Below are 22,794 nucleotides of genomic sequence, written 5' to 3'. Positions count from 1 at the left end.
CGAGTGGCCAAAGGGATCAGACTGTAAATCTGACGGCTCAGCCTTCGAAGGTTCGAATCCTTCTCCCTCCACCATTTCTTTTAGTTTCTTTAGTTTTAATCCATTCAGTTTCACGATAAAGTTCACTTCATTAAGTAAAATCATCACTACCCTATCTGCTTCATAAATCATGTTTCATAAATCATTTAAGTCTACCGTTTCAGTATCTATAGCTTAAGAACATTCCCCTAATCTACCTTTGTCTCCCCCTTGTTTAATTACCCAGCTGATTATTATTTAGTTTTCCTGCGTCAAAATGTAACCTTATTGATAAAACATCACAATTTAACTTCCTGATACTGTTATTTATCTTTAAAATAATCTGATTACAGTACATTTAGGATGTCAGATGTCTAAACAATGGGTTAATCAAGCCATCGGAAAAATTGAAGCTGATTTTCAGCGCAGCGCCGATACACATTTAATTAAATTAGACTTACCACAGTTAGATGGCATCGACATTTACCTCAAAGATGAAAGCACCCACCCAACAGGCAGTTTAAAACACAGATTAGCCCGTTCTTTGTTTCTATATGCAATTTCAAATGGTTGGGTTAATGAAAACACCACCATCATAGAATCATCATCAGGTAGCACAGCTGTATCAGAAGCCTATTTTTCACGCTTACTGGGACTGCCTTTTATTGCGGTAATGCCTGCATCGACAGCAAAGAAAAAAGTTCAACAAATTGAGTTTTATGGCGGTAGTTGTCACTTTGTATTCAAAACAGATCAAATCTATGCCGAATCACAACGGTTAGCGACCAAACTGAATGGCCATTACATGGATCAATTTACCTATGCTGAGCGCGCCACCGATTGGCGCGGCAATAACAACATTGCCGACTCTATCTTTAACCAAATGCAAAAAGAGCCGCACCCAGTACCGACATGGATTGTGATGAGTCCTGGCACAGGCGGTACTTCAGCCACAATTGGACGCTATCTAAATTACCAACAACTTGATACTAAGCTATGCGTGGTAGACCCTGAAAACTCAGTATTCTATGACTACTATATGAATGGCGATGCCAGTATTACCAGCGATAAAGGCAGTAAAATCGAAGGCATTGGTCGACCAAGGGTTGAACCGTCATTTATTGCCGGTGTCGTCGATGAAATGAAGAAGATACCTGACACGGCATCCATTGCCACTATGAAGTGGTTAGAGCAGTTTATTGGCCGTAAAGTCGGTCCATCAACTGGTACTAATCTTTACGGTGTGTTGCAGTTAGCTTGCGAAATGAAAAAAAATGCCGAAACAGGATCGTTAGTCACTTTGCTATGTGACTCCGGTGAACGCTATTTAGACAGTTATTATAATCACGAGTGGATTAGCGAGAATATCGGCTGCACAAAACAATATGAACAACAACTACACGATTTTAATAGCAGTGGTTGTCTAGTAAACTTTAATGAGTAAAAAACTCAAAATTAAACCCGCCCCATGTCACATCGGGCGGGTTTATTTTTAGCAATATGTCGCTTAATCGATATCTAAATACTTATGGGTCTGAATTGATAAACGCCAATTACGGCTTATACACGTTTTCATGGCAAGTTCAGTTGCCCGCGGCTTTTGACTGATGGGCTGTAAACAAACGGTTTTATCAGAGACATCAATATCAGCTAATAACTCATCGAGTTCATCAATATGATGTTGAGTGGCAATGGGATGCTTAATTTCATTAGCGCGCTCTAGCGCCGTTTTTAAGACTTTATAGCCGCCTTTCATATTTACTTTTGGTGACACGGTAACCCAGACTTGCTCATGACAATGAATCTCGAAAGTACCACTGGTTTCAATCTGCACACTATTCCCAGCTTCAATCAAATGACTGGTTAACTCACTTAAGTCATATAAGCATGGCTCGCCACCAGTAATGACAATATGTTTTGCAGTAAAACCTTTTTCAGTAAATGCAGTTAATAATGAATGCGCATCATGATTTGCCCAGCGGCCTATGGTGCCATCTACAGCAATAACTTGTTCTTGAGAGACCTTATTTGCTTCTAATACATCCCAAGTCTGTTTGGTATCACACCAAGCGCAGCCAACAGGACAGCCTTGCAGACGAACAAAAATTGCAGGAACGCCGGTAAACGTGCCCTCACCTTGGATAGTTTCAAAAACTTCATTAACTGGGTATTTCATTTGGCTGCCTTATTCTCAGTAAGGGCGCATTTATAGTGTATTTTTACTAAGGCTGCAACATTAAAGGCCAAGATAATTAACGCTTGATAGATAATGTCCGCTAATAACCTATTCCTAAATTAAATCTGCTGAGAGTTTGCGCAATCAATATCTGCTTTACTCAAAGCTTGTAAATAATAATCAAAGATAATGCGCTACTCATTCCCCTGCGTTAAACCAAGGGGAAATAACCATGAAAGTTATTGTTAATATCGTTATAATTTAGCGCTTAATAAACTGCTTCAATAAATTAACGGTTTCAAAGAGCTTACTCTAGGAACATGTTGATAAAATTATATTTTAATGGTGAAAAAAATGTCTAAAGCAATTGTCGTATTTAGCGGTGGTCAGGACTCTACAACCTGCCTCATTCAAGCAATGTCTCAATATGACGAAGTGCATGCCATCACCTTTGATTATGGCCAGCGCCACCGTGAAGAAATTGAAATTGCCCAATCACTTGCTAAAGAATTAAACATAGCTAGCCATAAAGTGATGGATGTGGGTTTACTCAATGAACTTGCGGTATCTGCGCTAACCCGAGATTCAATTTCGGTATCCCATGAGATCATGAATAATGGACTGCCTAATACCTTTGTCCCTGGGCGCAATATTCTATTTTTAACCTTAGCGGGCATTTATGCTTACCAGCTTGGTTGCGATGCGATTATCACCGGTGTGTGTGAAACCGATTTTTCTGGCTATCCAGATTGTCGTGATGAATTTATCAAGTCTATGCAGCAATCATTAGCGTTAGGCATGGATAAATCCTTGCAAATTATCACTCCATTAATGTGGCTAAACAAAGCTGAAACTTGGGCGCTAGCAGATAAATACCAAGCATTAACCTTGGTAAGAAATGAAACCCTCACTTGTTACAACGGCATAAAAGGCAGGGGCTGCGGTGATTGCCCAGCGTGTACCCTACGTCAACGTGGTTTAGATGATTATTTAGCTAACGCTGACACTGTAATGGCTGAGCTTAATCATAAAATGGCTAAGGCTTAAAATAGGTTTACGACATGGCAAACAAGCAGACTCAAATTGGCGTATATGTTTTTGCAATTATGGTAAGCGTTATTTGCGCTACCTTATTTGCTTTAAATTTAATGCCTATTGGCCAAATCGATATCGACAATTTTCTGGCTTATCGTTATGAGTTAATTGCTCAAGGTGAATGGTGGCGATTACTCAGCGGTAATATGCTCCACACTAACTTGTGGCATTTACTGATGAATCTAGCCGGTTTTTGGGTGATTTTGTTTTTGCATGAGACCCACTACAAACAGCATAGCGTTAAACTCGCAGGCTTATTTTTGAGTTTGGCAATGCTTGAAGGACTCGGCTTATATTGGTTTTACCCAGAACTAAAGGGTTATGTGGGGCTAAGCGGGCTATTACACGGACTTTTCACTTTTGGCGCGCTACTTGATATCCGAAAAGGCTTTAAATCAGGCTATTTGTTATTGTTAGGGGTCATCATCAAAGCTGGTTATGAAACCTATTTTGGCGCCAGTGACAGCGTCAGTGAGCTGATCAATGCCAGAGTCGCCACAGAGTCTCACTTAATTGGCGTCGTAAGTGGGTTATTGTGCGGGTTAATTTGGTTGCCATTAAGTGGTTATTTAAAGCGCGCTCAAACACTGTCAACAAGCCACAATTAAGTATCATTTTGTGCTTGCTGATAAATGTTTGGCCGCCAAATTTGCATTAAGATTTCCGGATTATCTACCGGCAGAAAACCATATTGAGCGTAAAGGCCATGAGCATCCCTTGTGGCCAGCATCATTCTCCTTAATCCCTGTATATCTGGGTGACTTATCACCTTTTCGATGAGTAACTTACTTAAACCATTTCCTCGATGTTGATCAGTAATAAACACATCAGCTAGATAGGCGAATGTGGCTCTATCTGTGATAAGGCGGGCAAAACCAACTTGCTCGCCTTGGTCAGTAAATACCCCAAAGCACAAAGAATGCTCAATGGCCTTAGCTAATACTGTTATCGGCACCCCTTTGGCCCAATAGCTTTGTGAGATAAAACCGTGGATAACACTGATATCTAATTTATTTTGATCCGTTGAAATAACATAACCCTTGTTGCCTAACTGCTGCATTAACGCCCCTTAACTAAGATTTATTCAGTTTAAGTAACACACATCGCTGCCCAAGCTTATGTTTACCCCAACACTTGCTTAGTATATTGATATAACTGCTGAGCATCTAAGTCTGTTGATTGTGCCAAACCCGCTAATACGCCTAACTGATCAGCCTCTGAGCGATGTTGGCCTAACTTGAGTTTCCCTTCTATGCAAGCAATTGAAATCTTAAAACCCACAATGGCTTTAGCCAATTTATCGCGGTAAGCATGGGGAGTAAAGCCACCGTGCTGCAGTAACTCTGGCTCATATTTAGCGATGGTGTCAGTTAAATGCAAAATGGTTTCATTGTTATCAGTAGCTCAAAAGGGCCTGTGACATGTTCCGCAGCATAACTCCAAGTCGGCACCGCAGGAAAACCGTCATACCAATTAGGTGAAATATACCCATGAGGCCCAGAAAATACCGCCAGCACAGTTTGTAAATCCAATGTTTTCCAATGATTATTGGCTTTTGCCATATAACGTGTGATTACCGTCAGCATCAGTTTTAAGGATTATTGGCAGATGAGAGGCTTGTAAATCGCTCGAGCTAAGCAGAGCAAAGCCAAACTGCTGGATAAAGTCTAAAGCCTCGTGAGAATGCATTTGTAATTTTTTAGGTAGGTACATGAGCATCCTTAATATGCAGGTTTAACTTTTTGGGAGCTCTGTATTAATGAGTGACTCAATAAACGCGTTAATTCGTTGCTAAAAACTGCTGTAATCTTTGTTTTAATGGCGCTATTGCAGCTGGATGAGCCAAATAATCAGCTATGGTCATCAATTGCCAGTATTGGCCTTCTGAGCCAAAATTAATCGCATCTATTTCAGTTTCAGTAATATAAGCGACAAAAAAGTAGGAGTGGCCATTTTCAGTTTGGTTAATCCCCCGCTGTTTGTATATCAAACGGTCTATTGGCAGCGCAATATCAAATTCTTCATGTAGCTCTCTAAGCACACACTCCTGGGCCGACTCATTGCCTTCGCGGCCACCACCGGGAAAGTCCCATTGATTTGGAAAAGGAATACTGGTTTTATCATCCCGTAAATACACCACTAATTTATCTTCAAAAATCAGGGCCAACTTGCAACCAGTGAAAGCTTCAAAATCCGTTTGCTTAGTTAACGCTTGTTGATTAGCTAGCACCATTTGTCAGCGACTCCACGGTTGATTTAGTAATAATTAATATCCCATAAAAAAACCCGTGTTGATACTGACAATCATTCAGTATCAACACGGGTTTAATGCGATAACCTCGACTTATGAACTTATATTCTAAGCAATAAAAATAAACCCAATAAAGGTAATGCCAGCGGCAATAAGCGTATAAGGTAATTGCGTTACCGCATGGCTAACTAAATTACAGCCTGCACCTTGGGCAGCGAGTACGGTGGAGTCACTATAAAAACACGCCTGACTGCCAAAAGATGACGCAGAAAGCAGCGCGCCTATCACGAGTGGCATATCCGCGCCAACAGCTTGGGCTAACGGCATCACAATGGGGATGGAGACAGCAAAGATGCCCCAGCTTGAACCCGTAGCAAACGCTAAAACCGCCATTGCGACAAACACCACTGCTGGTAACATTTGCGCAGTCATATACGGGCTTAAGCTTTCAATTACAAATAGTGGCAGCAATAATTTATCGCAAACATCTTTAAATATAAATGCTGCAATTACAGTACCAATGGCAGGTAACATACTTTTAAAGCCGTCGATCATTTGCTCCATCATATCGGAGAATGGCATTAATTTTTGCACCGCATAATAGGGAATAGTGATCAGCATTGTCGCTAATAAACCTAGCCAGACATCTATATCAAAGTACACGGTAAAACCGACCAGTAAGATGATGGGCACTAAAAAGTTATGTAACTTGCCTTGTTCATCTGCGGCGCTGAAATTGTCTTCAATCGCCTTAACGCCATAGTCATCGCTGGTATGGGTTTCTTCAGACTCATCCACAGGAATACCAATACCTTGCTTGGCTTTAAATTCTGCTTTTTTCATCGGTCCAATAAGTGGGATAACCCCTAAAATAACCAATGGCACCATGACCACTGCCACCCAAGCATAGAGCATATAAGGAATCGCCTGCATATATACCGCAATGCCCTGCCCCGATTCGGCAATGCCGTTGTCTACTAACAAACCGCCGAAAAATACAGCCCAAGTTGATAACGGCACCAGCACACAAATAGGCGCCGCAGTTGAGTCAACCACATAAGCGAGCATTTCACGGGAGATTTTATATTTATCGGTGACGCGCTTCATGGTCTCACCCACGGTGAGCGCGTTAAGATAATCATCGATAAAGATGGCCACACCTAATACAAAGGTCATCATTAATGACGATTTGGGCCCTTTCGCTACTCGTAAGGCTTTTTTACCAAAGGCAAAAGCGCCGCCGGTCCTGACTAATAATGCGATCAAAGCGCCGAAGGTACCACACACTAATATCAGCCAACCTATAGTTTCGTCAGCCATTACACTCAGTGAGATTTCTGAAAAATTATTCAATGCTTCAGCAGGATCTAGCATCAATAATCCCACAACTGCGCCTATCACTAAGGCAAGTATCGGTCTTCTTAATAAAATCGCTAAAATTATAACAACCAAAGGCGGGATCAAACTGATCGCAGATGGCTCTGTCATCACGGTTTTTCCTTGAAAAAAGAAAGATTAATAAAGAAAAGAAAATAATGTTGAATTGCGCTTTAGTCAACAAAAACTAAACACATTATTGAAATAAAATAAGGATTTATTTAAAAACACATATCAGAATACAAATTCATTGCGGAAGAATAAAAAATCACCCTAAACTCACCTAAAAGTTTATAGGTTATTTGAATTCCTATGTAGGGTTTAATCCATCAATGAAGATTTATCAAGCGAAGTTTAACTTGTTAAAATATAAACAAATAACAATTTAACCACTATTGTTTTACGCACCTTTGTGTATGTCCCAAAGTAAGCAGTGAACAAAACCGTTTAAATATTCGCAGATCTTCAAACATCATGGAACATTCATGGATATCAATAATTACTTACTCCCCGCAATTATTGCGTTAAGTATCATTACTATAAGTATTGTTATTTTTGCCCGATTAGGCGTAGGTACCATTGTAGGTTTTATTGTCGCAGGAATAATTTTAGGACCACACACACCTGGTCCTATTGCCACAACCAATATTGAAACCTTACAAAATATTGCCGATTTTGGTGTGGTTTTGTTTTTATTTACTTTAGGCTTAGATATGAAGCCACAACAATTATGGAGTATGAGAAAGACCATTATTGTTCAAGGTTTTGGTCAGGTATTGTTAACCTCAGCGTTATTTTCTCTGCTGGGTACTGTTATGGGTTTGGCTTGGGAAGTGGGTTTTGTAATTGGTGCCATTTTTTCACAGTCTTCTACCGCTGTGGTGATGACATTACTGCAAGAGAGAAAACAGCTCAACACCCCACACGGCACAAACATATTTTCGAATCTCATGGCTCAAGATATCAGTGTCGTGCCGATTATGGCGCTAATTCCGATTTTAGCGCATCAACAAAATACCAATGCGAATTCTGGTTTATATACCAGCATGTTAATAATTGGCTTGATGGTTTGTGTGTTCATTCTAGCCCGTTATATTTTACCATTTTGCCTAAAAATGAGTATTACCAGTCAAAACAAATCAGCCTTTGCGTTAAGTTTGTTTGTGGTGATTTTTACCACTCTATGGCTGTCTAGTGTCGCTGGGGTTTCACAAACTTTAGGCGCTTTTATATTAGGTATGTTGCTATCAACTTCTGATTTCAAGTTAATGTTAGAAGAAGTGGTAACACCACTTAAACAAGCACTGATGGGGTTATTTTTCCTGTCAGTGGGCATGTCCATCAACCCCGAAGTACTTTTAAGCGATTTTGGCACAATTTTAATTTGGTTAGCTGCTGCAGTGCTGATTAAGACCTTGGTATTTATTACATTAGCGTTAATAGATGGTAAAAGCTTAACCGTGAGCATCAAGACGGGTTTTACCCTTAGCCAAGTGGGTGAATTTGCCTTCGTATTATTAGGCATTGGTACTGTCGCTGGCGTGCTAGACAGTCATAACGCAGCTGTCGGCTTTATTATCATTAGTATCAGTATGATTATTACACCTTTTATGAATAAATTAGGTAATTGGCTCAGTTTACAGTTTATCACTGACCGTTATAATGACAGTCATGATCCTCACGCAGCTGACAATCAACTGGTAATTATCGGTTTAGATGAAGTTGGCCGTTTAATCGCTCTACTGGCTGATAGAGCTCATATCTCCTACGCTGCTTACGATATTGACTATGAATGCGTTAAAAGAGGTAAAGCATTAGGGCTAAATGCTCATTTCGGCGACATCCTCAATAGTGGTATTCAGCAAAAGGCACAGTTAAAGGTTGCAAAAGCCGCTTTTATTTCAGCAACTGGTTCAGAAAGACTAAAACGACTTGCGTTAATGCTGTCTCATTACAAACAGTTAGATATCTATGCTCGCACAAACTCAAGAGCGGAAGAATTCTACTTAAATAAGCATGGGGTGAAATATGCAGGATCTGTTTATATTGAAAGTACTTTATTACGTGGACTGGATTTATTGCGCAATTTTGGACTAACAGAACAAGACGCCATGCAGTTAATCGATAACCTTAAACAAGAGTTGTTTGAGCAAGAATATCATCAGTGGGGAAAGCAAGCCGCATCAGAATCACAGCCCGTAACCGTTAATTAATAACGGCTTCGATAAAATGTCATCTTTGGTATAAGATCGGTTTTAATCAACAGCAGTTATTATAATAAGATCTATTGATGTCACTTAATTAATGACATGAGTGAGACAACATTTTGAGGAACACCGATGGCAGAACTGACACTTGATAAGACCGATTTGCACATTTTAAAATTACTGCAAGCATCGGGTAAGTTATCAAATCAAGACTTAGCTGAACAAGTAGGCTTGTCACCTTCTCCCTGCTCAAGGCGAGTCAAAGCATTAGAAGATGCTGGTTACATTAGTGGTTATGCCACCCTATTAAATGCAGATCATTTTAAGCTAGCATTAACCGTGTATATTCAAGTGAGACTAGAAAAACACAGCGCTGCCATTTTAGAGGCATTTGAAGCAGATATTGCCTTATATGATGAAGTGCAAGAATGCAGCTTAATTACTGGCAGTGAAGCTGATTACTATTTAAAGGTGTTAGTCACTGATATGCAGCAATATAAGGTGTTTTTATTAGATAAGTTAACCACCAATGCGCATATTGCTGGTATTAATTCTAGTTTTGTCTTAAAAAAAGTAAAAAGTAGCACAGCTATCCCCTTACCCTAGCCCTAGGAATAAACACTCACTAATATGTGACTCAATGCCTTCACTGTTCTTGAAAGGCTTTTATTTGTTTCTCTTCAGCTGTCATCGCCCGAACATCATTGCACATTAAAACATCATCGCCTGCGGCAGATCACTTTCTTGAAAATTAACTCGACTAATATTTAATTGCGCTGATGAGAAAATCTGCTCACTGTAAAACAATTAAATATCACCAAAAACAATTAGATCGCAATAAAAAACCACATAATAACAGCCAGGCCACATTAAAAGTCACTAAAAAGATTTAGCTAGCAATATTTTTTATTGCTTAAAAGGTTCAAGACATTACTATGCGCGCTCTTCAATTATTAGCGTCTATAGAGTTAAACACATGAGCGTAAAATCATCTGGCCAATTTAGTTCTCGTATTGGTTTTATTATGGCCGCAGCAGGTTCTGCTGTTGGTGTTGGTAACATCTGGGGATTCCCTACACAAGCTGCAACCCATGGCGGCGGTGCATTTTTACTTGTCTATGCCGTGTTAATTTTACTGCTGGGCTTTCCTATGTTAATGGCTGAATTAATGGTTGGTCGTCACGGACAGACTAATCCAGCTGATGCAATGGCTAAACTTGCTAATAAGCCCTTAGCCAAAAAGATAGCTAAAAGTATCGGACTTGTTTCAATTATCACTGCCACGCTTATTTGTACTTTCTACAGCATTCTATCAGGCTGGTTTGTCAGTTTTGCCCTAGCGCCAGTGGCACAGATGGCGAACCAAGCTGAGGTGGCTGCTTGGTTAATGGACTTTTCTATCAGTAGAAATTTAGTCTTTACCCTATTGTTTATCACACTGGTGATATGGGTGATCCGCCAAGGGGTACAGCAAGGAATTGAGCGTTGGTCAAAACGATTGATGCCACTGTTACTAGTCATGTTAGTCGCTGGCGCTATCTATATTTTAACCCAGCCAGGGGCAATGCAAGGTTTGTCAGTATTATTTGTGCCTGATTTTTCGAGGGTATTAGATACAGAGGTGTTAATGGGCGCATTAGGGCAAACCTTTTTCTCACTGTCTGTGGGTACTGGCGCCATGATGGTATACGGTGCATACCTTAATAAACGAGAAAACATAGCTAAACTAACCGCATACGTTACCTTAATGGACACCAGCGTCGCATTGCTAGCCGCGTTAATGATTATTCCAGCCATGTATGTGGCCCAGCACAATGGCGTACAAATTTTCGCTGACGATGGCAGTTTACTAAATTCTGACACCTTAGTGTTTAGTGTATTACCAGCGCTTTTTGATTCTTTAGGTGGGATCAGCCAATATCTATTAGCAATCGTGTTTTTTTCATTAATGACCATTGCCGGTTTGACCTCTGCAATGTCAATTGTAGAAGTACCCACCAGCTATTTAGTTGAAAAAACGTCCTTAACACGTAACAGTGCCAGTTTAGTCGTCGGCGCGTTTATCGCCACTGTTGCTTGCGTGATTGTGTTTAACTTTAATGAGTTATTTGGTTTGATCATCACCATAACGACTGAACGAGCACAGCCATTAATTGCCTTGGGTATTGCGATATATTTAGGCTGGGTTTGGCATAGGAATTCGTTACTTGCAGCAATTTCACAGCAACAAGGCGTTGATAAAGATAGCTACTTTTGGCGTATGTGGCCTGTTTATGTGAAGTTTGTTTGCCCAGTATTAATCTGCTTGATAATCATGCAGTTATTCTTAGGCTAATAACTTTCAAAACAAGCTGCTAACTAAGATATACAAAAGGCTATAAGATTATAATTTTTATAGCCTTCTTATTTTATACAAATGAATTTGTCGTACATCCCAAATTTCCCTTGCTGAACTCAGTTAATGAAAAAAGTGCCAATGGTTAAAATATCCACTAACACAGCAAAAAAACCACTACAAAGACAAGATATACCTCTATATCAGCCTTCAATAACGCCAATCACAAACGCTGTATAAATAAACAGTATCATGTTAAGTTAGTGCGCTATTATCACTATAATTATCATAATGATTTTCACCCTAATCAATTAAGTGATAGTAAATTAAGTGATAGTAAATTAAGTGATAGTAAATTAAGTGATAGTAAATTAAGTGATAGCCGATTAAGTTTATCTGTCAGCGCCTTCAAAAGGCTGATTTGACCAAATAAAAATGACAAAAGAGAACATATCATGAATGTAATGGGAATCATGCTTAAAGCAAATGAAATGCGGATAGTAACGTTAACGGGCACAAGAACAGCACACGAACTCATTAATCCAAAGTTCAATAAACTGGCTGTAGACAAGCATCCTCAGCAAGCGGAAGTGAAAATTCTGATAGAGCAAATTTCACAATATTGTGATGCCAATAATATTGAAAAAGTAGTTATTAATAGACGATCTACAACAGGACAAGGTGCTGGCGGCGCGGGTACTTTTTTATTGGAAGGTGCTTTATTGGCGACATTGAAGCCAGCTATCGTTTTTATTCATCCAGCCACAATAAGAGCAACCGATAAACGAGAAGCAGACCACAAGTCAGCTAAACCTAAAACCGTAGATTTAGGCAAAGCTTATGATCTTGCTTATGAAAGTTTAGCCCTTAATTAAGCTATGTAAAAAGCGCTCTGAACGTGGAATGTAGTAATTATCATAGTCAAATGACATTACTACACTGGATGTTTTGGCTATGATTTCATCTCTAGGTACAAAACCAATCACTCGAGAATCAGAACTATGATCACGGTTATCGCCTAGTGCTAGGTAATGACCTTCTGGTACGGTAACCTCAGAAAAATTTGAAAGCCTAGAGCCACTATTACTGGTACGAACGAAATGGTTAACCGTGCTAGTTTCAGAGAATAACTGCTCAATTTTGTCCTCGGATGAATCAGTTGCACTTATTGGTTGATAGGCTAATGTCTTTCCATTAATGCTGAGCACATTATCCGTCAATGCAATGACATCCCCTGGTATGCCAATGACACGTTTAACCAGTCTATTATCAGCAGCAGTAGATTCGAAAATAATAATATCGCCGCGCTGAGGATCTGCAATCTTATAAAGCGAAATGTGCGTAAAAGGTACTCGTAAATCATAAGCCATTTTATCGGCATACAATCTATCACCTTCAATGATAGTCGGTTTCATTGAGCCTGACGGCACGGTATACCAGTCTGCAACAGCGCTTCGAAAAACACACATTAACATGATAAATAACAATAACGACTTATTGGCTTTAATCGCTTTCACTACAGCATTGTTCATATAAATTCCTTTTTATGTAATAACAAATCATTAACTTAGATTAGCAAATACCAATCAATAACAACATCAAGCTTAACGATTTTTAATCTAATATGTGCTGTGAAACCAAAGAATAAAATCTTAAATAGTGAAAAGTGAAAAGTGAATGGCGTAACATGAATGGGGATTAGCTTTGTTTGCTGCTGACAAAAAATTAAGGGAGAGATAGCTAATCTCTCACTTCCCTATTAAATCAGGACTTAATCTGCCCTTTTACTGATCCATTTAGCTAAAGGCTGTGCAGACATTCCATGTAATATCAGGCTAATGAACACCGTACAAGTCACCGTCATGGCCATAAAATTACCGCCGGGTAAATCCTTGTCCAGCATGATAATAACAAACACTATCGATGCAAGGCCCCGAGGTCCAAACCAGCCTAGAAAAATTTTAGAAGGGATATTGCCACCAGCACGGCCCAATGACAAAAATATCGGTAACATACGAACAATGGTCAAGCTGAGTAAGGCATAAATCAGCATAGTCCAAGTAAACTCGTGAAAGGCATTTCCAATGACAAATGCACCAAATAATAACCATGTCAGAAGCGCCATAATTTCGCCAATACCTTCGGTTGGTAATAACAATTTATGTTTATGCTCTTGGCATAAATAACCAAACAACAAGCCGCCAGAAAATGCTGCTATATAACCACTGCCACCTAACTCTTGGGCGATGGCAAAGCTAGACAGCGCCAAACTTAACACAAGGTTTTGGCTCCAAATCTCGGTTATCCAGCCTTTTTTATAACATGCCTTTATTAAACCAGCACCAATAAACGACACGCTTAAACCGACCAGCACCCCAATGCCTAATTCTTCAACTAAAAAGTGTACTGCTAATTCTGATACCGCTCCTTCAGCAACACTACCTGCCGCTAACGCTAGAAAAACAAATAAGATCGGTACACAGATACCATCGTTCAAACCACTTTCTATATTCAAACCTTCACGTAATGGTGCTGGCACAATAGGACTTGAAACCACCGCCTTACCTAAAGCAGCATCGGTTGCAGCTAACATGGTGGCTAACGCTGCGATTTCAAAGACACCGAGATTAGGAAATAATACAAAGCCTGCCAAAAAGCCTAATAAAATTGCCCCGGGCAAACCATAAAGTAACATTCTGGTAGGGATATTAATGTGCTTACGCAGTACAGTTAAATTGGCGTTTGATGCATCACAAAATAACACTATGGCTAAGGTAATATCTGCAAACACCCTAATGCCAATACCATCAAGGTCACTACCCAGCCAATTCAGAGCAGATGGGCCGAGCACAAAACCCACCACCACGAACACCATAGGGCCAGAAATCATTGAGCGTTCAAATCGCCCTGCGACCAAGCTGTAACATAAAGTAAAAACAGCCAAAATGGCTAACTCTGAATACATTTATCAACTTCCCTATTGTGGCCTGATGCCCGGTTATTTATCGAACAATCTATAAGGTTAATTTACAGGGATGAGCATTCATAGCAAAGCTTATTTTACTTATGGTTAATCCTTTGATTGAAGCGATAAAGGCAGAATACTCACCTTTTTGAACAGTAGCATCAAAAGAAAATATAACTACTCCGTTAACATTTAAGCTTGCTACTATTTTAGCAATAAGGTTTTCTTGCTCTTTCAAGGGTACATGCTAAATACTGTCCCATGCCGTTATAAAATGATATTTTTCAGGAAGTCACACTCACAGATATCGCCTTGGATAAAATGAATCTCGGGATGCCGTTTACGAGCCATATTGAGCATTTCAGTTGACACCTCAAGCCCTGAAACTGTAAAGCTTTACTGATAAGTTTCATATAAAGTATCCCTTCTATAAGTTACCAACTATGTAATATAAGCACCCATGATTAAAATTGGCAGCCATAAAAGGCAGCGACGATAACTTAAGTACCTTATTGGCAGCATTTTGTTTAATATCACAGCCAATTTAACTGCTAAAATTAATTAAGAATTTCATTTCCTGTTTCGAAAGTAATTGAACTAAAGGCTTGTATCAAAACTTGTATCAGAACTTTTTCGTGAAAAAACAGGCCTTCAAGGTAAAACTATGCATACACTTCCGTCTTTATCCCAACTCGGCTGGCGCCCTTTCTTTCAACAACAACTCACTCTCGATGAGTTAACTGACTTCAACATAGGCCGGGTAATTGAACAGCACCGCAGCGGTGTTGTGGTGTTATCAGAGCATGGTCACTGCAGCCTAAATCAATCATTTTCACAAGCTGCTGAACGTTTATGTGTCGGTGACTGGGTATTATTCAATGGTGATAATCAATTTCATAGACTATTAGACAGACAGTCCTTATTCCAACGTAAAGCCCCAGGTAGTAAAGTCGAAACACAACTAATTTCAGCTAATGTTGATAGTGTGTTTATTGTGTGTTCGTTGAATCAGGATTTTAATCTTAGCCGAATAGAGCGCTATTTAGCTTTAACCAAAGAAGCTCAGGTAGAACCGATCATCATTTTAACTAAAGCGGATCTTTGTCAAGATTTAGATGATAAGCTAGCCCAAGTACAAAGCCTTGATCCATTTATGATGGTGCATGCCATTAATGCATTGGACAAAGAACAATTATCAGTACTAGATACATACTGTAAGCAGGGCAACACTATTGCCCTACTCGGTTCATCAGGTGTCGGGAAGTCAACGCTAGTAAATGGACTTATGGGTTTTGAAGCACAATTAACCAGTGATATACGTGAAGATGACAGCAAAGGCCGTCATACCACTACCTCTAGAGCCTTAAAGACTTTGCCACAAGGCGGTTTAATACTCGACACTCCAGGTATGCGCGAGTTACAACTTGGCGCTTGCGAGCAAGGCGTAAATGAAACCTTCAGTGAAATTACTGAATTAGCCCAGCAGTGTCGTTTTGCTGATTGTAGTCATGCCAATGAACCAGGTTGTGCGGTTCGTGCAGCCATAGAATCTGGGGTAATTACTGCTCGGCGCTATGCTAGTTATCAAAAACTTATGCGTGAACAAGCGTTAAATGGTGCCACCTTAGCGGAAAAAAGGGCTAAAGATAAAGCCTTTGGCAAAATGATAAACTCAGTTCAGTCTGAATCACGTAATCGTAAAAAAGGCGCTTTTTAAACCATCAAAAGTAGCGAATACTGGCTTTAAATTGATCAAATAAATATTGGGCATCATGTGAAGGGTTATCATTAGCGGGATTTACTAATTCATCTTTAGGTACATCAATCATATTAAAAGTGAATATAATTGGTTCATTCACCGAAATAAGGCACCGATTCCGAGTGAGTTTTTCCGCCCAGGTCGCTTTAAATAAAAACTGTGAGGTATATTCGATTGAGTCACACTGATTTATTTTGAATTCTTTAGCGATGCTGAGGATCTTGTATTGCTTTAAACCTTTTTTGTATAAGGCTTCAAACCCTTTCACTAACCCATGCAAGCTTTCACCTTTTTGATAAGTAAAAGGTTCGGCATAAACACTGATGGAAGGCCCCATGGTGCGGCTATATTGAGCATTGATTTGCGACATCACTACAATCGGATCTTCACCATTAATAAGATTTTGGGTAAAGCGACTTTGTGAAAGTTCTTGTGAAGTTATCGATGCTGTAAACGGCTTTAACGACATAAAATGCCAACCGGCAGGTTTTGTAAAAGACACCCCTAAAGAATGATTAGTGTATTGACCACTATCGTTAACCGCAGTGTGATTCACAGCGCCGCTAACTTGATTACCAGGGTCTTCAACCTGATGATTAGAGCCCTCAGCTCGATTAACTGAGCCATCAGCGGGGTTATATAAGTGCCCATATAGCTCAATAAAACTTGGCTTATCTTTTGCCATTATTACCTGCCTTTATTTAATGATGAATATAGCTAAGCTAATTACAACTCGTTAAGCGCTTATTTTAGTTTAGAGGCTAATAACATTTTTGGTAATCTTTGTTGGCTAAGTCACTAAATCACTAAGTCAATCGACTTGAATTACCATTAAGAAAAGATTCTATTGTTAAGTTTCCAGTTACGAACTAAATGTCATATATGTAACTTAATCCTTATAATTTAAAAGCTTGTAGCAAGAAAAAAGGCGCCGTAGCGCCTTTTATGCAATGTTTACCGTTGAGGTTATTACTGCTTGTAAATCTTGCCACCTTTCATCACAAACCCCACATCAAGTAACTGTGAAATGTTGTCTAACGGGCTTGAATCTAAAGCAATAATATCTGCATATTTGCCTGTTTCTATGGTGCCGAGTTTGTCACTCATATCGATTAAATCAGCAGCATTAACGGTTGCGGACTTTAAAATATCTGCGGTGGTCATGCCAGCTTGATGCATTAATACTGCTTCTTGAGCATTAATACCGTGCTTAGAAACACCACTGTCGGTGCCAAAGGCAATTTTAACACCTGCCTTGTAAGACTTTTCAAAATTGGCAAGCATATCTGCGCCGACACGAATCGCTTTGGCTTTGATGGGCGCTGACATAAAGTCTGAGGTTTCAGCCATATCGACAACTGTAGCACCAGCCAGTAGGGTAGGAACTAAATACGCCCCCGTTTTTTTGAATAACTTGATAGTTTCTTTATCGGCATAGCTTCCATGCTCAACACTGTCGACTCCAGCTCGAAGTGCGGCATTGATACCTGCCGTAGCGTGTGCGTGACTGGCAACTTTACGCCCTAACCCATGGGCTGTAGCAACAATTTCTTTTAATTCATTATCAGTCATTTGCTGACCAGTACCCGTGTTTGTGTCAGACAACACCCCACCAGTAGAGGCGACCTTAATAGCGTCAGCGCCATATTTTATCGCTTCACGGGTTATTTTTCGGCATTCAAAAGGCCCATCACAAATCGTCATTGGTGACTTCATTGCTAACAAATCCGGCGCCATGCCATCGACATCTAAATGCCCCCCCGTAATTGAAACACCCGCTGCTGCGATAATACGCGGGCCGTCAATCCAGCCTTTTTCGACCCCGTCGCGTAAGGCATACATTTGCTCTGGCTCACTGAGTAAGTCTCGCACCGTAGTAAAGCCCGACATCAGAGTGGTTTTAGCATAATGAACACTTTTCATTGCGATATCTGCATCAGACAGTTTTACCGTATCGCTAATATTATCCGGGCCAAATTCCATTTGTAAATGAACATGCATATCCATCAAACCTGGCATCACAAAGCGATCAGATAAATCGACAAACTGAGCATCACTACCGTAGGTTGAAGCCGCAATAAACCCTTGTTCTACTGCGATAATCTCACCATCTTTAATGACCACTGTCTGCTTTGATAATGGCGCCTTACCCGGCAAAGCTAATAGCTCACCTGCATGTATTACTTTGGTGTCAGCGAGTACAGAGTGCGTTAATAAACTGGTTAAAGACATCGCAACTAGCGAGAGACCTTTAAAGAAACTTTTATTGATTGGTGTGGTTGTTAGCATTGTTATAACCATTTAAGAGAGAGTTAATTTGCATTTAATATACTCAACTCACCACAAATGTAAACAACGATTCACATCAGCTTGTCATTTACGCTACATATGGTAATTTACTCACTCGGTGTTTAATGAAATACATGTGTTAGCAAACAAAAACCTGCACAGGACTTTTCTAAAATCGCTAAAAATAACTCAAAAAGGACTAAATTTAGTGAATATATTTAATAAAAGCATGGGCCTATTATTAATTGCCCCTTTTGCGTCAATGATGGTGTTTGCGCAAGACTCTGACTCAACCTTGCAATTAGAAGATGTTTTCAATCTGCAATATGCATCAGGCCTTACTATCAACAACGATGGCGATGAGGTTTTTTTTGTTCGTAATTATATGGACATTCAAACGGACAAAAAACTCGGTAATATTTGGAAGGTCGATAAAAATAAAACGCTCACTCCAGTGACGAATGGACTGCATGTCGATTACTCGCCAACACTGTCACCAGATAATACCAAGTTAGCCTATATTTCTACTGCCAGTGGCGCACCTCAAATCCATATGAAATGGCTAGAAACTGGAGACGCTGCACAAATCAGCCACTTTGCTGATTCGCCCGCTAACTTGTCTTGGTCACCCAATGGCAAACAGTTGGCTTTTACGCGTTTTGTCGCTAGCAAACCAAAATCAGTAGTGTCATTACCGGGCATGCCTAAAGGTGCTGAATGGGCAAAACCTGCAGTTTATATTGATGATATGTATTACCGCTTTGATGGCGCAGGCTTTAGTAAACCCGGCAATAGTCACATCTTTGTGATGTCAGCAGATGGCGGCGCAGCGCGTCAATTAACCTCTGGTGAATATGATCATAATGGTCAATTAAGCTGGAGTCAGGACGGTAAGCAACTGTTCTACTCCAGTAATAAACGCGCAGAAAGTGACTTAGAATGGACTGATAATAATCTGTACCGCTTAGATCTCAATACCAAAAAAGTCACTCAGTTAACCGATAGAGTCGGCCCAGATATCAGCCCTATGGTATCGCCAAATGGTAAATATATTGCTTATTTAGGTGCAGATCAAAACCATAAAAATTACGAAAATACTGAGCTATACATCATGAATATTGATGGTTCAGGTAAACATTCATTAACCACCAATTTAGACCGTTCAATTAACAGCATAAAATGGGCTGATAACAGTAAAGCAGTTTACTTTAATTACCATGACCATGGCGAAACCTATGTTGCCTATCAACCCCTTAACGGCAAACGTAAGGTAGTGGCACAAAACCTTGGTGGATTAGCATTTGGCCGCCCATATACAGGTAGTCAATTTGATGTAGCTGCAGATGGCACCATTGCCTTTACCTATTCAAATCCACAACGCCCTGCTGATGTCGCCATTACTAAAAAAGGCAAAACTAAGCAGTTAACCAGCCTTAGCGATAGCGCCCTTAATTACAAAACCTTGGCCACCATTAAAGAGCTCAATGTTAAATCTTCATTTGATCAGCGCGATATTCAAGCATGGGTCGCTTACCCGCCGGGTTATGAAGCAGGTAAAAAAGCCGGTAAAACATACCCGCTAATTTTAGAAATCCACGGTGGCCCCGTCACCAATTACGGACCGCACTTTTCAGCTGAAGTACAACTGATGGCGGCAAGTGGTTACGTAGTGGTATACGCTAACCCCCGCGGTAGTGACAGTTACGGTAAAGAGTTTGCTCAAACAATCCATAATAACTACCCAAGCCAAGATTATGATGACTTAATGTCTGTGGTTGATGGCGTTATCGCACAAGATGCGATTAATGAAGATGCATTATTTGTTACTGGCGGCTCTGGTGGCGGCGTACTGACAGCGTGGATTGTGGGGCACACTGACAGATTTAAAGCGGCTGTGGTCGCAAAACCGGTAATCAATTGGTATAGCTTTGTATTAACAACTGATATCTACCCTTTTGTGATTAAAAACTGGTTCGAGAAAATGCCGTGGGAAGACAGCGCCCATTACATGAAATTATCACCCATCAGCTATGTGGGTAATGTCACCACCCCAACAATGCTATTAACCGGTGAAGCAGATCAACGTACACCTATTGCTGAAACTGAGCAGTTTTATCAAGCGCTTAAATTACGCAATATTGATACTGCTATGGTGCGAATTCCTGATGCGCCCCATGGAATTTATAAAAGGCCCAGTAATTTGATGTCGAAAGTGGCCCATATACTGTGGTGGTTTGAAAAGTATCAAACTGAAAACTAAATCAATAAACAAACCACAGTTTAGAATCTCGAAAGTGGCTCATATACTGTGGTGGTTTGAAAAGTATCAAACTGAAAACTAAATCAATAAACAAACCACAGTTTAGAATGTCGAAAGTGGCTCATATACTGTGGTGGTTTGAAAAGTATCAAGTTGAAAACTAAATCAATAAACAAACCACAATTTAGATAATCACTGCAACACAATAAAGCCAGCATATTTTGCCCCGCAATATGCTGGCTTTTTATTTATATACCAGAGCGATAACCTTCCATACACGCATTCCTTAGCCTAGTTCACCTTATCTAAATGATTTCTGTTGATCGAATAAACCACTTCAGCCGTATCTTCAGTGCAACTTTCTATAGTTTGGCTATATTTGAGCAGTAATAAACTATGCCAATTCTCATATGATAAGGAACACAGATGACATATCCACGTACGTTTAGCCATATCGGTATATCAGTGCCCGATCTTGAAGCCGCGGTAAAGTTTTATACCGAGACATTAGGTTGGTACCTCATTATGGCGCCCACTGAAATTAAAGAAGATAACTCCGCCATTGGTGAAATGTGTACTGATGTATTTGGGAGTGGTTGGGAACACTTTCGCATTGCTCATCTATCCACTGGTGATAGAGTTGGAGTTGAAATTTTTGAGTTTAAAAATCAGCAAAATCCAAAAGATAACTTTGAATATTGGAAAACCGGCGTGTTCCACTTTTGTGTACAAGATCCTGATGTTGAAGGGCTTGCAGAAAAAATTGTTGCTGCTGGTGGTAAAAAACGTATGGCAAAACCACGTTTTTATTAGCCAGGTGAAAAACCATATCGCATGATATACATGGAAGATCCGTTCGGGAATATCCTTGAAATATACTCACATAGCTATGAACTAACCTACTCTGATGGTGCTTATAAATAGCGACTATCAAGCTTTAAAAGGCGGGTTATCAGCTGTAATCGTCGACCATTGTAGATAGTTCAAACATGCCCCGTCCGCTAAACCTTTAAAAAGTAGCCATTGATGGGGCATGATTGATTTCAGCTGTGAACAGCCTGAATAAGCTTACATTCGCTAAAACTACAATTTAAAGACTTGTATATCTTTCAGATATTGACCTTTTATGTCGGTATTGCCGCCAATCACATAAGTGGTGTCACCGAGTGTGGTCGCTGCATTATGTCTACTGGCTTGATAACCAATATCAATCTTCATCCATTGCTCACTGACAAAATCGTATGCGTAAGTTAATGTCAAATTGTCATAACTCCCAAATACAAACAGCTTTTGGTTAACCACTGACATTGAATGGGCACTGATAGCTTCAGGTAAAGCGGGTAATGATTGCCACTTTTTTAATTGCGGATCATATTTTTCAAAAGCTGTTAATGAGTTTTTATTATCATAGCCACCCACCACATAGATATAACCATCATGAACCACTGCTCTAGTTTCTTTCGTGGTTGGCATATTGGCCGCTCTAACCCAGCCTTGTGTCTCACCATTTAACACAGCGACTAAGCCACTCGGTGCGAATTGACCATTTTTAAGGTATGAACCACCAACAACATAAATATTTCCATTAAATAAAACCGCACTATTACGTCTTGTTGGTGCAGGTAACGGCTTGGCAAAGCTAACTTGGTGGGTCACGGTATTAAACACTTCTACGCGGTGTTCATATCTAAATTTTTGGGCCTCAAAGCTGACACCACCAATAATATAAATTGACTCTTGCCCATCCCAAACCGCAGAAAAATACCTTCTTGGGATGAGTTTATTCGCTAACACCTGCTTTTTACCTGATATAGGCTCAATGATTTCAATGTCGGAAAGAAAACCTGTGCTGTTAGACCCTGCCAATACATAAATGTTTTGACCATCATTGACTGCGGCATGACCAAATCGAGCGCTAGACAAGGTAATGGGCTCAGGGGGTAACACAGGATTGCTACTACAACCGCTAAGAATCATTAAAATAAGTATCGGCAGTAATAGAAAATTAATTTTTGGCTTCATCATGTCTTTAATCCATTAAATTATGAAGGCCGTAGAATAT

General features: G+C 40.0%; 20 protein-coding genes and 2 pseudogenes. 10 read left to right on the top strand and 12 right to left on the bottom strand.

Annotated elements, in window-relative coordinates; genetic code table 11:
• Nucleotides 1-388: 388 nt before the first annotated feature.
• Nucleotides 389-1,462 carry a PLP-dependent cysteine synthase family protein gene (locus Q4533_RS18030; RefSeq protein ID WP_303503651.1) on the top strand — a complete coding sequence of 358 codons (1,074 nt, stop codon included), beginning with the start codon at nt 389-391 and terminating at the stop codon, nt 1,460-1,462.
• Nucleotides 1,463-1,525: 63 nt separating this feature from the next.
• Here Q4533_RS18030 and queE read toward each other — a convergent pair whose 3' ends face one another.
• Nucleotides 1,526-2,194: a 7-carboxy-7-deazaguanine synthase QueE gene (gene queE, locus Q4533_RS18025; protein WP_303503649.1), complete on the bottom strand. Its 669-nt coding sequence runs from the start codon at nt 2,192-2,194 to the stop codon at nt 1,526-1,528.
• Between the two features lie 354 nt (nt 2,195-2,548).
• Here queE and queC point away from each other — a divergent pair, with 354 nt between their 5' ends.
• Both queC and rrtA read left to right on the top strand, forming a co-directional pair.
• A complete protein-coding gene (queC, locus tag Q4533_RS18020) occupies nt 2,549-3,241 on the top strand; it encodes a 7-cyano-7-deazaguanine synthase QueC (RefSeq protein WP_303503647.1) in 693 nt (230 codons plus the stop codon).
• A gap of 14 nt (nt 3,242-3,255) precedes the next feature.
• The gene (rrtA, locus tag Q4533_RS18015) at nt 3,256-3,897 is read left to right on the top strand and encodes a rhombosortase (protein ID WP_303503645.1); all 642 of its coding nucleotides are present in this window, start codon (nt 3,256-3,258) and stop codon (nt 3,895-3,897) included.
• Here the strand turns inward: rrtA and Q4533_RS18010 are convergent.
• The 5 genes and pseudogenes from Q4533_RS18010 to Q4533_RS17990 all read right to left on the bottom strand — a co-directional run bounded on the left by Q4533_RS18010 (nt 3,894) and on the right by Q4533_RS17990 (nt 7,028).
• The gene (locus Q4533_RS18010; protein ID WP_303414451.1) at nt 3,894-4,349 is read right to left on the bottom strand and encodes a GNAT family N-acetyltransferase; all 456 of its coding nucleotides are present in this window, start codon (nt 4,347-4,349) and stop codon (nt 3,894-3,896) included. The two genes, rrtA and Q4533_RS18010, sit on opposite strands and share 4 nt — an antisense overlap.
• A 62-nt stretch (nt 4,350-4,411) precedes the next feature.
• Nucleotides 4,412-4,669 carry a hypothetical protein gene (locus Q4533_RS18005; RefSeq protein ID WP_303503643.1) on the bottom strand — a complete coding sequence of 86 codons (258 nt, stop codon included), beginning with the start codon at nt 4,667-4,669 and terminating at the stop codon, nt 4,412-4,414.
• Nucleotides 4,660-4,978, bottom strand: a pseudogene (locus Q4533_RS18000) (FMN-binding negative transcriptional regulator). Before Q4533_RS18000 ends, Q4533_RS18005 begins: the two are co-directional and overlap by 10 nt.
• A 91-nt stretch (nt 4,979-5,069) precedes the next feature.
• Nucleotides 5,070-5,522 carry an NUDIX hydrolase gene (locus Q4533_RS17995; protein ID WP_303503641.1) on the bottom strand — a complete coding sequence of 151 codons (453 nt, stop codon included), beginning with the start codon at nt 5,520-5,522 and terminating at the stop codon, nt 5,070-5,072.
• 126 nt (nt 5,523-5,648) lie between these two features.
• Nucleotides 5,649-7,028 carry a Na+/H+ antiporter NhaC family protein gene (locus Q4533_RS17990; protein ID WP_102519509.1) on the bottom strand — a complete coding sequence of 460 codons (1,380 nt, stop codon included), beginning with the start codon at nt 7,026-7,028 and terminating at the stop codon, nt 5,649-5,651.
• Between the two features lie 374 nt (nt 7,029-7,402).
• Here Q4533_RS17990 and Q4533_RS17985 point away from each other — a divergent pair, with 374 nt between their 5' ends.
• From Q4533_RS17985 to Q4533_RS17970, 4 genes are all read left to right on the top strand, one after another.
• Nucleotides 7,403-9,130, top strand: coding sequence for a cation:proton antiporter (locus Q4533_RS17985; protein WP_303503639.1), 1,728 nt, complete (start codon nt 7,403-7,405; stop codon nt 9,128-9,130).
• Between the two features lie 126 nt (nt 9,131-9,256).
• Entirely contained in the window at nt 9,257-9,730 is a 474-nt protein-coding gene (locus tag Q4533_RS17980) for an Lrp/AsnC family transcriptional regulator (protein ID WP_102519508.1), read from the top strand.
• Between the two features lie 370 nt (nt 9,731-10,100).
• A complete protein-coding gene (locus tag Q4533_RS17975; RefSeq protein WP_102476711.1) occupies nt 10,101-11,459 on the top strand; it encodes a sodium-dependent transporter in 1,359 nt (452 codons plus the stop codon).
• 455 nt (nt 11,460-11,914) lie between these two features.
• The gene (locus Q4533_RS17970) at nt 11,915-12,334 is read left to right on the top strand and encodes a DUF3010 family protein (protein WP_102476710.1); all 420 of its coding nucleotides are present in this window, start codon (nt 11,915-11,917) and stop codon (nt 12,332-12,334) included.
• Here Q4533_RS17970 and lepB read toward each other — a convergent pair.
• From lepB to Q4533_RS17955, 3 genes are all read right to left on the bottom strand, one after another.
• Nucleotides 12,320-12,991, bottom strand: coding sequence for a signal peptidase I (gene lepB / locus Q4533_RS17965; protein ID WP_102519507.1), 672 nt, complete (start codon nt 12,989-12,991; stop codon nt 12,320-12,322). The genes Q4533_RS17970 and lepB overlap by 15 nt on opposite strands.
• A gap of 239 nt (nt 12,992-13,230) precedes the next feature.
• A complete protein-coding gene (locus Q4533_RS17960) occupies nt 13,231-14,424 on the bottom strand; it encodes a sodium:proton antiporter (protein WP_303503635.1) in 1,194 nt (397 codons plus the stop codon).
• Between the two features lie 49 nt (nt 14,425-14,473).
• Nucleotides 14,474-14,662: a hypothetical protein gene (locus Q4533_RS17955; RefSeq protein WP_102519505.1), complete on the bottom strand. Its 189-nt coding sequence runs from the start codon at nt 14,660-14,662 to the stop codon at nt 14,474-14,476.
• Nucleotides 14,663-15,088: 426 nt separating this feature from the next.
• Between Q4533_RS17955 and rsgA the strand changes: the two genes are divergently transcribed.
• Nucleotides 15,089-16,141 (top strand): ribosome small subunit-dependent GTPase A, encoded by a 1,053-nt coding sequence (gene rsgA / locus Q4533_RS17950; protein WP_303414478.1) that lies wholly within the window; start codon nt 15,089-15,091, stop codon nt 16,139-16,141.
• A 4-nt stretch (nt 16,142-16,145) separates the two neighbouring features.
• Here the strand turns inward: rsgA and Q4533_RS17945 are convergent, their stop codons facing one another.
• Both Q4533_RS17945 and Q4533_RS17940 read right to left on the bottom strand, forming a co-directional pair.
• Nucleotides 16,146-16,868, bottom strand: coding sequence for a hypothetical protein (locus tag Q4533_RS17945; protein ID WP_303503633.1), 723 nt, complete (start codon nt 16,866-16,868; stop codon nt 16,146-16,148).
• A 284-nt stretch (nt 16,869-17,152) separates the two neighbouring features.
• A complete protein-coding gene (locus tag Q4533_RS17940) occupies nt 17,153-18,415 on the bottom strand; it encodes an amidohydrolase family protein (RefSeq protein WP_303503655.1) in 1,263 nt (420 codons plus the stop codon).
• Between the two features lie 265 nt (nt 18,416-18,680).
• On the opposite strand from Q4533_RS17940, the gene Q4533_RS17935 reads away from it, so the two are divergent.
• Together Q4533_RS17935 and Q4533_RS17930 are read left to right on the top strand one after the other, a co-directional pair.
• On the top strand, nt 18,681-20,732 hold the full coding sequence (locus tag Q4533_RS17935; RefSeq protein WP_303503631.1) for a S9 family peptidase: 2,052 nt from the start codon (nt 18,681-18,683) through the stop codon (nt 20,730-20,732).
• A 426-nt stretch (nt 20,733-21,158) separates the two neighbouring features.
• Nucleotides 21,159-21,656, top strand: a pseudogene (locus Q4533_RS17930) (lactoylglutathione lyase family protein).
• Nucleotides 21,657-21,815: 159 nt separating this feature from the next.
• On the opposite strand, the gene Q4533_RS17925 reads toward Q4533_RS17930, so the two are convergent.
• Nucleotides 21,816-22,757, bottom strand: coding sequence for a kelch repeat-containing protein (locus Q4533_RS17925; protein WP_303503629.1), 942 nt, complete (start codon nt 22,755-22,757; stop codon nt 21,816-21,818).
• Between the last annotated feature and the right edge of the window lie 37 nt (nt 22,758-22,794).

The sequence above is a fragment of the Shewanella sp. 6_MG-2023 genome (assembly GCF_030547195.1).
Lineage (GTDB): Bacteria > Pseudomonadota > Gammaproteobacteria > Enterobacterales > Shewanellaceae > Shewanella.
Note: the sequence above shows the minus strand (reverse complement) of the source record. Positions and strands in the feature narration are given on the sequence as shown.

Excerpts from the sequence above, each read along its gene's own strand:
- queE (WP_303503649.1), bottom strand. The coding sequence starts at position 2,194 with ATGAAATACCCAGTTAATGAAGTTTTTGAAACTATCCAAGGTGAGGGC.
- lepB (WP_102519507.1), bottom strand. The coding sequence starts at position 12,991 with ATGAACAATGCTGTAGTGAAAGCGATTAAAGCCAATAAGTCGTTATTG.
- Q4533_RS17945 (WP_303503633.1), bottom strand. The coding sequence starts at position 16,868 with ATGGCAAAAGATAAGCCAAGTTTTATTGAGCTATATGGGCACTTATAT.
- Q4533_RS17970 (WP_102476710.1), top strand. The coding sequence starts at position 11,915 with ATGAATGTAATGGGAATCATGCTTAAAGCAAATGAAATGCGGATAGTA.
- Q4533_RS17990 (WP_102519509.1), bottom strand. The coding sequence starts at position 7,028 with ATGACAGAGCCATCTGCGATCAGTTTGATCCCGCCTTTGGTTGTTATA.
- rsgA (WP_303414478.1), top strand. The coding sequence starts at position 15,089 with ATGCATACACTTCCGTCTTTATCCCAACTCGGCTGGCGCCCTTTCTTT.
- Q4533_RS17925 (WP_303503629.1), bottom strand. The coding sequence starts at position 22,757 with ATGATGAAGCCAAAAATTAATTTTCTATTACTGCCGATACTTATTTTA.
- Q4533_RS17995 (WP_303503641.1), bottom strand. The coding sequence starts at position 5,522 with ATGGTGCTAGCTAATCAACAAGCGTTAACTAAGCAAACGGATTTTGAA.
- Q4533_RS18030 (WP_303503651.1), top strand. The coding sequence starts at position 389 with ATGTCTAAACAATGGGTTAATCAAGCCATCGGAAAAATTGAAGCTGAT.
- queC (WP_303503647.1), top strand. The coding sequence starts at position 2,549 with ATGTCTAAAGCAATTGTCGTATTTAGCGGTGGTCAGGACTCTACAACC.
- Q4533_RS17960 (WP_303503635.1), bottom strand. The coding sequence starts at position 14,424 with ATGTATTCAGAGTTAGCCATTTTGGCTGTTTTTACTTTATGTTACAGC.
- rrtA (WP_303503645.1), top strand. The coding sequence starts at position 3,256 with ATGGCAAACAAGCAGACTCAAATTGGCGTATATGTTTTTGCAATTATG.
- Q4533_RS17980 (WP_102519508.1), top strand. The coding sequence starts at position 9,257 with ATGGCAGAACTGACACTTGATAAGACCGATTTGCACATTTTAAAATTA.
- Q4533_RS18010 (WP_303414451.1), bottom strand. The coding sequence starts at position 4,349 with ATGCAGCAGTTAGGCAACAAGGGTTATGTTATTTCAACGGATCAAAAT.
- Q4533_RS17985 (WP_303503639.1), top strand. The coding sequence starts at position 7,403 with ATGGATATCAATAATTACTTACTCCCCGCAATTATTGCGTTAAGTATC.
- Q4533_RS17940 (WP_303503655.1), bottom strand. The coding sequence starts at position 18,415 with ATGTCTTTAACCAGTTTATTAACGCACTCTGTACTCGCTGACACCAAA.
- Q4533_RS17975 (WP_102476711.1), top strand. The coding sequence starts at position 10,101 with ATGAGCGTAAAATCATCTGGCCAATTTAGTTCTCGTATTGGTTTTATT.